This window comes from Massilia horti, from assembly GCF_004614195.1.
GTDB classification, from domain to species: domain Bacteria; phylum Pseudomonadota; class Gammaproteobacteria; order Burkholderiales; family Burkholderiaceae_D; genus Telluria; species Telluria horti.
In genome coordinates this window covers 58,360-66,812 of the sequence record NZ_SPUM01000063.1, presented here as the reverse complement: position 1 = coordinate 66,812, position 8,453 = coordinate 58,360, and the positions used below count along the sequence as shown (strand labels likewise).

The following is an 8,453-nucleotide window of genomic DNA, read 5'->3' as shown; positions in this document are numbered from 1 at the left end:
AACAGCGCCAGTGGCGCTGTTCCCGCCAAGGGGGCGCCGAGCCCGGGAACGACGTGCAGTCTCTCCCCGTGAGGCTAATGACGGAAGGTGACGCCCACCATGTATTGCGCCCCCGAATACGAATAATCGAGCAGGTTCGGCGTGCCGTCTGCAAACGGCACATAAGCACCCTGCGAATTGGTCACTGCAGCCCGGCCCAGGTTGCGGCCTTCGGCGAATAGCTCGATGCCGTTTTCGAATTTGTACGAGACCTTCGCATCCACGAACCGGCGCGCATCGCGGAAGGTGGGGGTGCCGGGATTGAAGGGCAGGGCCGGGTCGCCGGTGACGCCTTTGGCAGGGTAGTCGTGCGAGGCGGTAGTGAACCCCCGAAAGAAGGCTGCCGCGCCTTGCAGCGCCACACGTGCCTGAAATTTGCCATCGTCGTACCAGAGCGAGGCATTCCAGGTGTAGGCCAGCTCATTGGGCGGTGGCAGCACGTCGCCTGTGATCAGGTCACGCACGGCTCCCTCCAGACTGGTCGATTTCGCGTGCGTGTAATTCAAATCGAGCCCGGTATAGCGCAGGCGCCAGGGAAGGATTGTGAAGGCGGCCTTGGTGCTAAGCTCGAATCCGTCGCGTTCGTTCGCCGGGCCGTTGACGTAGGTCGCGTAGGTGTAGCGCACGTCCGACAAGTCCCGGCCGCTGACCGGGTCGTTCGTGCCTGAATACGCGAAGGGGCGCCCATTGCTGACCGCGACCCGGATCGGAGCGCCGACGATCCCTTGCTGGCGAAAGCGCGTGAGGGACAGCATGCTGCTTCTGTTCGGGTACCACTCCAGGGCGAGGTTGTAGTTGCGGTTGGTCGCAGCGCGCAATCCCGGGTTGCCCAGGGTGTCATCGCAGGACATGTCCGGCATTCCGCTGGCATCTGTTACGACGGGATTGACGCCAAGCTTGCGCTCGTCATAAGTACAGGTCACGCCATTGCTGTACAGGTATTCGATGGGCGGACGGGCGATCGCCTTGGCCTTGTTGTAGCGCACCACAAGCCGGTCGCGCAGCGGCCACCATGCGAGGTTCAGGATCGGCATTACGTCGTTGGTCGCGCCCTTCATGGCGGTGTTGCGTGTCAGCGTCGCGGTCGAGATTCCGGTGGCCGCAGTGGGGTTTTGCGGATCGTAGGTGGCGGTCTTGCTGATCGACTGGAAGGTCATCAGGCCAGTGGCGGCGACTTCCGTGCGCACGACCCGCCAGCCGAAGTTGCCTCCGAGCTCCCATCCAAAAGGTAAAGGGTGCGAAGTGAACGGGATCCGGTCGAATTCGAAGTCAGTGCTCAGGTAGCCGGACAAAACACGCTCGAACACGCCTGTCCTGGGCTGTTCGTAGAGTTTGCCGTCGCTGCCGGTGCAGAACTGCACGCAATCGAGATTGAAGTTCTGGACGCCGGTCAGCTCGATCACCTTGCGTACGTCGATCTGCGTCCATCCGGACGGCAAGCCGGCCGGGCGGTTCGGCAGGCTGTTGAAGTACGGGATCGTATTCTTGGTCAATACCTGGGCGACGATGTCGCGGTACGCGGCCTGGGTCATGACGATCGTACTGTTGAGGCTCGCCGGGTTGCTGCTGGTCGTTGTGCCGTAACGGCAGGGCGTGCCGCCGGGTGCGAGTGAGGCGGGGGTGTTTTCGCATGCCTGGAAACTGCTGCTCTGCGCCACCCGCGGTACGACGATGGCTGGGGTGGCGCCGGAGGCTGGCTGTACCGTGTAACCCGAGCCGCTCCAGCTCGAGACTGCGTAATCGCGCCGGCCCAGGCCGAACTTGATCTGGCCGATGTAGGGGATTACCCCGTCCGCTGCATACGACATGTCGAGCCTGGCCGTGTCCTCGCTGCGCGCCATTGCACGCGGATTGGCCAGGGTCAGCGCCGTCGCTGCAGAGACCATGGGCAGCCGCGCGCCGTTCTGCGGGAGCAGGATGCCGTAGTTGCTGTAATCTTTTTGATCGTAGGTGACTCCGGGCGCCAACGCATAGGTCCAGACACCGTTCGGCGCGACCGACACCGTCGCTGGTCCGTACGGGAAACTGAAATTGGTGCGCCACTGCATGCGTGTTTCGCTCGCCTTGGCGCGCCCGGCCAGGAATTGCGCGCGCCAGCGTCCCGAGCGCCAGGATCCGCCGAACTGCGTGTACGACGAGGTGGTCTCGATCTGGTCGTAGATCTGGTCGTTGTTCAGTGTCGCGTTGCTCAGCGTGTACTGGGTGACATGGTGATTGGCGTCGACCTTGAGCGAGGAGGGCATCACATTGACCACCGAGCCGTTGGTCAGCCCGCGATAGGTGCTGCCGCTCGCGCCCAGGTTGCTCGGCGACGGATAAAAGTAGTAGCCCGAGCCCGGCACCGGGGTGCGCACAATGTTCGGGGAAGCGCCCGTGTCGACATAGCTGCCGTCCGGATTGATGGAAATACTGCCCAACGAGAGAAACAGCTGGTCGTCATCGATCCTGCGCTTATTCCTGTCGAACTTCGCATACACCGATAGTTGGTTATTGACCTTGAAATCAAGGCGCAGGTCGCCGTTGACACGGCGATCGAACTGCCGCCGCATCTGGTAGCGCAGGTTTTGCGGGGTGTAGTCGTTCCACTGGTTCAGGCAACTGCGCAGCTCGTATGCGCGCTGGCTCTTCGCTGCGGCCCGATTGACCGAGCTGCTGATCGATGCCACTTCGGCGCTGGTGTAGAGCGGAAAGGCCGCGTAGCAATCCTCTTTCGATGCCGCCGCTGCCGAACGGGTCACGATTTCCAACGGGCTCAGGGAGTCGAAGGTACCCCCGCCCGTCGTGCCCCAGCGCGCCATTGGTGCGGTGGACGCCGGATCGGTCTTTGATACCGTCGACGGGTTATACGAAAAGGTTTTTTCGGGCGACTGGTCGAAATCGATGGTCCTTGCCATCCCGTTTGCCAGGGGCGAGATATTGACGGTATGGTTCTCGTTGCGGGCAGCGGAGCTGCTCAGGTTGAGGACCACGCCCAAACGGTTATCCAGGAACTTGTCGGCAAAAACGAAGTTCAGGTTCGGGGTCCATTTCTCGTTGATCGAATTCTGTTGGCCTGCGACGCGCAGGGCGACGTATTGCTTCTTGAAGTCCAGCCCGGTCCGGGTATGAATGATCACAGCGCCGCCCAGCGAACCCTCGGTCATGTCGGCGGTGGCGCCCTTGACCACGTCGATACTCTTGATCAAGTCTGCGGGTAGTTCGCGCAGTTCGACGCCACGTCCGGAGCCGCCATTGTTCAAGTCGGTGCCGCCGCCGGCTTGCACGCCGAGGCCGTCGATTTCAACACGGGTTTGAATCGCCGAGTGACCGCGCACGTTAATCGTCGTTCCCTCGCCGTACTCTCCGCGTTCGAGGGTGACGCCGGCCAGGCGCGAAATCGCTTCCGCGACGTTACGGTCCGGGAACTCGCTGACGTCCTCGGCGACAATCGAATCACGCAGGGTAGCTGCGTATTTCTTCAGCTCGATCGAACTCTGTTGGGAGGCACGGGTGCCGACGACCAGCACCTGTGGCATCTCGGCGGGGCGAGCGGATTCGCGCGCAACGGTGGGCCGGGGCAGCGGATCGGGCTGCTTTCCGGGCTGGACCAGCACGCTTCCACCTGGATTCATCCTTGCGATCAGGCCGGTACCGGCCAACATCGCGTCCAGTGCCTGCTTGACTGGAAAGCTGCCCTGTATCGCCTTGGTCGTCTTGCCCGCGAGGTCATCACCGTTTGCCAGCACCGTGATATTCGCCTGCCGCGCGAACTCGGGAATGGAGACGGCGGCCGGTCCTTCCGCTACACGAAACGTTTTTTGCGCTTCCTGGGCAGAGGCGGGATGAGACAGCGTAACCGCGCACGCCCCTGAAAGCGCTGCAAGGAGAAAGCAGCCATGTCGTTGTTTCCCGTGCATCTGTATGCGCCTGGACCGCCCGCTGGATACGTGACAGTCAGCGCCTGGTCCCCGGAACCGGACCGGCTCCGATCGTGATGCGTTCCGGGGTGATGGCCACCTGGACACGGAACAGGGCGCGCACGTCGTTCGCAAAATGTTCCGGCTGGTCGATGCGATACTGTCCCACCAGCGTCTTGTTAGACAGGGCCGGATCCGCGATCAGGATTTGCCGGGAATTGTAGCGATTGAAGTCGGCGACGGCATCGGCGAGAGACCGGTTTTGAAAGACCAGCTTCCCGCTGCGCCAGGCGAGCCTGCGTTCAATGTCATCCCGATCCTCAGAAACCGTGATGCTGGTGGCCTGCTTGCCAACGAATGCCCGCGCTCCGGCCGCCACCCGCTGTTTGCGGGCATTGCCGGCTTCGCTCCAGACTTCGACCACGCCTTCGGTCACCAGCACGTCGGCGCCTTCGGGGTGACGGCGTACCGCAAACGCCGTACCGACGGCGCGCACGCGTACGTCTCCCGATTCGACGATAAACGGCTTTGTCTTGTCTTTCGCGACTTCGAACCAGGCTTCACCCTGCGAAAGGACGATCCGGCGCTCGCTCGCGGTCAGCGCCACCTCCAGTTCGGTGCCGCTATTCATGCTGACGACTGAGCGGTCGGCCAGCGGAACCTTGCGAAATTCTCCCTGCGCCGTTTGCAGGACTGTGCGATCGACGAGCCGGGGGCGCAGTGCTGTCGTGGCCAGTATCGCCAATCCAGCGGCCAGCGCACCGCCGAACACCAGGGCGCGCCTGTTTCGCGCTACGCCCGAGGACACCACTTCCCATTCGCCGCGGCGGCTCTCGGCGCGCGGCCGCATGCTGTCCTGGACGGTTACCTGATCGAGGGAATGCTGGATTGCCGCCGCCCGAAGGTAAGCTCCCTGATGGCGGGGGTGGGCCGCGTACCAGGCGTCAAAGGCGGCGCGCTCTTGCGCGCTCAGCTCCCGGCTGGCCTGACGCATGGCCCACTCCAGTGCTTCGTCGTCGATCCTAGACATTGAGCTTTCTTGATATGCGGGCCTGTGGCGTGGCCTTCCCGGGTTCGCCGCTGTCGATGCCCATGGACTTGACCATCTCCGATACCAATTTCACACCTTTCATCATTTCTTTTTCGACGATATTCTCGGAAATCCCAAGACTCGCCGCCGTTTCGTTCTGGGACATGCCGTAAATTTTTCGGGCGCTGAATACCTGCTTGCAGCGCTCGGGAAGTTTGGCGACAAGGCCAAGCACCCATTTTAATTCCGCCCGTGCCAATGCCACCCGTTCCGTCGACGGGCTGTTGTCCGCGATATCCAGGTCTTCAAGATTGGCGACCGCGTCGATACTGACCACCGCTTCCCGGCGAAACCGGTCGACCAGAATGTTCTTCGCTGTCTGCATGAGAAAAGCCTTTGGTTCGCGTATATGCTCGACCGCTTCCGTCTTCAATATCCGATAGTAGACGTCCTGGATCAAATCGTCGACTTCGGAAGCGTTGCCGCACAGCCGTCGCAGCTTGGCACGCAGCTCCGCCTCGAACGGAATCACATTGGCGCTGACCCAGGCGACGATGTGGGGATCAACCGGCGAACTCAAATCCGGCCCCCGTGATGGACTGACGAACGAAACGCAAATTTCCGGCGGTTTTACGCATTTTCGCTTATTCTCCACTCCCGCGATCGTTGGTTGACGCGGTATCTCCTCAGCTTCCTGGCCGGGCTGGCATTTTTATAATAATTCCCCAAGGAATGTATATATACAGGTTGCGGCAGCCACCTTCAATATGGTTTCAATCGGAAAATTGAGTGATTTGATCGAGACGTGCGATGCTGCCGTTGCGACTGTGTTGCACAGGGAGGGAAAATGCGCGACAGGCTGTGTATCTGCTAAGCGGGATTGGATTCATGTGCCGGCGGACTTAAAGTGTCCTCAGCGCTTCTATCCGTAGTGACATGCAAATACTTCTCGATGGCTTGCGGCTTCCCTAACAAGTAGCCCTGGGCTTCCTGGCACGATTCAGCACACAGGAAGGCAAGCTCCTCCTCTGTTTCGACGCCTTCGGCAAGCACCGGCAGCTCCAGGCCGTGCCCCAGTCCCAATACCGCCCGCACGATGGTCGCGGCGTGCCGGTTGACGTGGACAGACTTGATGAAGGACCCATCAATTTTGATCTTATCGAAGGGGAAGGCCAACAAGTTGGTGAGCGAGGAGTAGCCCGTTCCAAAATCGTCCATGGCGATCCGCACGCCGAGCTCCTTGAGCTGGCGCAGCGCAATGAGCGCTCTACCCGGGTCGCGGATCAGCGCGGTTTCCGTGATCTCCAGTTCCAGACGGCTCGGTGGCAGCCCTGTCTGCATCAGGATTTCACGGGTGATCCGGACGAAGTTAGGGCTGTGCAACTGGGCCGTCGACACATTTACCGCTACGCTCAGAGGGCGCTCCCAGCGCGCGGCTTCCTTGCAAGCCTGGCGCAGCACCCATTCCCCGATTTGTAGAATCAAACCGTATTCTTCAGCGATGGGGATAAAGACGCTGGGCGGAACTGGGCCTCGCTCTTCATGGTGCCAGCGCACCAGTGCTTCGAACCCGACGATTTCCCGGCTATTGGTGCGTGCCTGCGGTTGGTAGACCAGCGACAGCTCCTGCTTTGCAATGGCAAAGCGCAGCTCATGCTCCAGCCGGCGGCGATCGCGCATCTGCTCACCCATCGCGGCCTCGAAAAAGCGGTAGGTTCCACGCCCTTCGGCTTTGGCCCGGTACAGCGCCGTGTCTGCGCAACTCATCAGCGATGTGCTGTCATTCGCGTCCTGCGGAAAGACGGCAATGCCAATGCTGGTGGAGATCATGGCGCTCGAGGTTGAGGCATGGCGGTTCTCGTCCTCGAAGGCTTGGGACAGGTCTTGGGCAATGCGCTCAGCCTGCCCCGGCTCGCTCAGCCCCGGAGCGATGATGGCAAACTCGTCGCCACCCAGGCGCGCCATCAGCTGTCCGCGGCGCAGCGCTTGCTGGGCACGACGTGCCACGGTCCGAAGCAGGTCATCGCCCGCAGCATGGCCAAACAGGTCGTTGACTTCCTTGAACCGGTCCAGGTCAAGGCACAGCACGGCCAGATGCTTGCCGCGCAAGGCCCCACCGGGTTCATGAGCCTGCAGCAGTTGCTCCAACTCTTGATTGAAGGTGTTACGGTTTGCCAGCCCGGTCAGGGTGTCGTGATGCGCCAGATAATGGATATCCCGCTCGGCCTGTTTCCGGTCTCGCAGATCGCGAATGGCGACGATTCTTTGCAATCTCTGTGCATAAACAACGGGGCGCGAAGTCGCTTCGACGGAAATCGGTTCGCCGCCATTCACGGGATGGAGCGTGGTTTCAAAAGCGATGCGAGACTTTTCTTCCAGCCAGTGGCGCGCCATCTTGTCCGGAAGAATCTGGGAAAGATCACTGCCAACCAACTCTTCTGCGCTGCAACCGGCCAGTGCAGCCAGGCTGGCATTGGCCGTGGTGATCACATCGTTCTCGACTACGAGCAGTCCTTCGAACGCTGCATCGGCAAGGCTGTTCAACCGCTCCATTTCGCGTTTGGCCAGGCGCCGTTCCCGGACGTCAAGCGCGAAGCCGGCAAAGGTCAGCAAGAAGATTCCAAAGCATGCGATCGTGACCATGATCGCCAGCCAGTCCCTTGGGATCGCATTGGGCGAAACCGTGATGCTCGGATCCAGGATCAATGCTGCCGCCGCCATCGCCGTGAAGTGATGGCTGCAAATAGCGATCGTCAGCAGCAAAGCGCCGGACGCTAAGGACCTGTTGGTCCGGCTGCGCAATCCAATGGGCAGCGCGAGTGCGCCAAACAAGGCCCCCAGCGCGATGGATGCGGCCACCAGGGGCGGGTTCCACACAATGCGGCCGGGAATCTCGAAGGCGGCCATGCCGGTGTAATGCATGACGGCGATCCCGCCGCCGACAAGGGCGCCACCGAACCAGCGACCGAATTTCAAAGCGGGAGCCGACGCCACTGCAAAGCTCAGGATCGTCAGCAGGATGGCCGCAATCAGGGAAACAAAGGTCAGCGCGACGTTGTAGCCACTCTGGATCCCGGGCGAGTAGGCCAGCATGGCGATGAAATGCGTTGCCCAGATACCGAAACCGGTGGCGGTACCGGCCACACACAACCATACCGACCGAATGGTGCCGCGTGATCTGCCGACGTGATGCAGGAGATTGATGGCGGTAAATGAAGAGATCGTACAAATGACCGCAGCGAGAATGACCAACCTGAGGTCATGTTCGAAAACGATGCAGTCGTAGGTGGTGAACATTAAGGAAGAGCCTATTTGCAGCTTCGCAGGTGCATGTTGTTATTTGATGGAAGGTCAGACGCTCGTGCATGAAAACGATTAATCTGAACAATATTTGCACTGTAGAGTATTGTGCGCCACTTTGGGCATACCCAGCGTGACAAAATTGTGACAAGCCTCCACGTGGGGGAGTCGCCAGCGCCGAAAGGTCT

General features: G+C 60.9%; 4 protein-coding genes. All 4 read right to left on the bottom strand.

Annotation, left to right across the window (positions count from 1 at the left end):
• Positions 1-74: 74 nt before the first annotated feature.
• Positions 75-3,764, bottom strand: a complete 3,690-nt coding sequence (locus E4O92_RS10595) for a TonB-dependent receptor (protein ID WP_167759761.1) — start codon at positions 3,762-3,764, stop codon at positions 75-77.
• A gap of 208 nt (positions 3,765-3,972) precedes the next feature.
• Positions 3,973-4,965, bottom strand: coding sequence for a FecR family protein (locus E4O92_RS10590; RefSeq protein WP_135189733.1), 993 nt, complete (start codon positions 4,963-4,965; stop codon positions 3,973-3,975).
• Positions 4,958-5,620: an RNA polymerase sigma factor gene (locus E4O92_RS10585; RefSeq protein WP_229483233.1), complete on the bottom strand. Its 663-nt coding sequence runs from the start codon at positions 5,618-5,620 to the stop codon at positions 4,958-4,960. The genes E4O92_RS10590 and E4O92_RS10585 overlap by 8 nt, the downstream gene beginning before the upstream one ends.
• 215 nt (positions 5,621-5,835) lie before the next feature.
• Positions 5,836-8,262, bottom strand: coding sequence for a bifunctional diguanylate cyclase/phosphodiesterase (locus E4O92_RS10580; RefSeq protein WP_135189732.1), 2,427 nt, complete (start codon positions 8,260-8,262; stop codon positions 5,836-5,838).
• Positions 8,263-8,453 lie beyond the last annotated feature (191 nt).